Below are 284 nucleotides of genomic sequence, written 5' to 3' on the forward strand. Positions count from 1 at the left end.
TGCAGGCCGTTGTCCTTGACGGCCTTGGCGATGGCCTGGCCGACGAGTTCGCTGGTTCCCGGGTGGGCGTTATGGGCTTTGAAGACGACCGGGCAGCCGGCGGCGAGGGCGGAGGCGGTGTCTCCACCCGCCGTCGAGAAGGCCAGCGGGAAGTTGCTGGCCCCGAACACGGCGACGGGGCCGAGCGGGATTTGGCGCTGGCGGATGTCTGCGCGGGGGAGGGGAGTACGCTCGGGCAGCGCGGGGTCGATGCGGACGCCGCGGAAGTCGCCCTGCCGGACCAC

The 284-nt window shown here is 72.2% G+C and carries 1 protein-coding gene; it reads right to left on the reverse strand.

All coding sequences use genetic code 11. From position 1 onward, the window contains the following. Positions 1-284, reverse strand: a 284-nt coding sequence (locus M8J71_RS23285; RefSeq protein WP_256250238.1) for an aldehyde dehydrogenase family protein, incomplete at both ends; no start/stop codon positions are given.

This window comes from Pseudarthrobacter sp. R1, from assembly GCF_024494415.1.
Classification (GTDB): domain Bacteria; phylum Actinomycetota; class Actinomycetes; order Actinomycetales; family Micrococcaceae; genus Arthrobacter.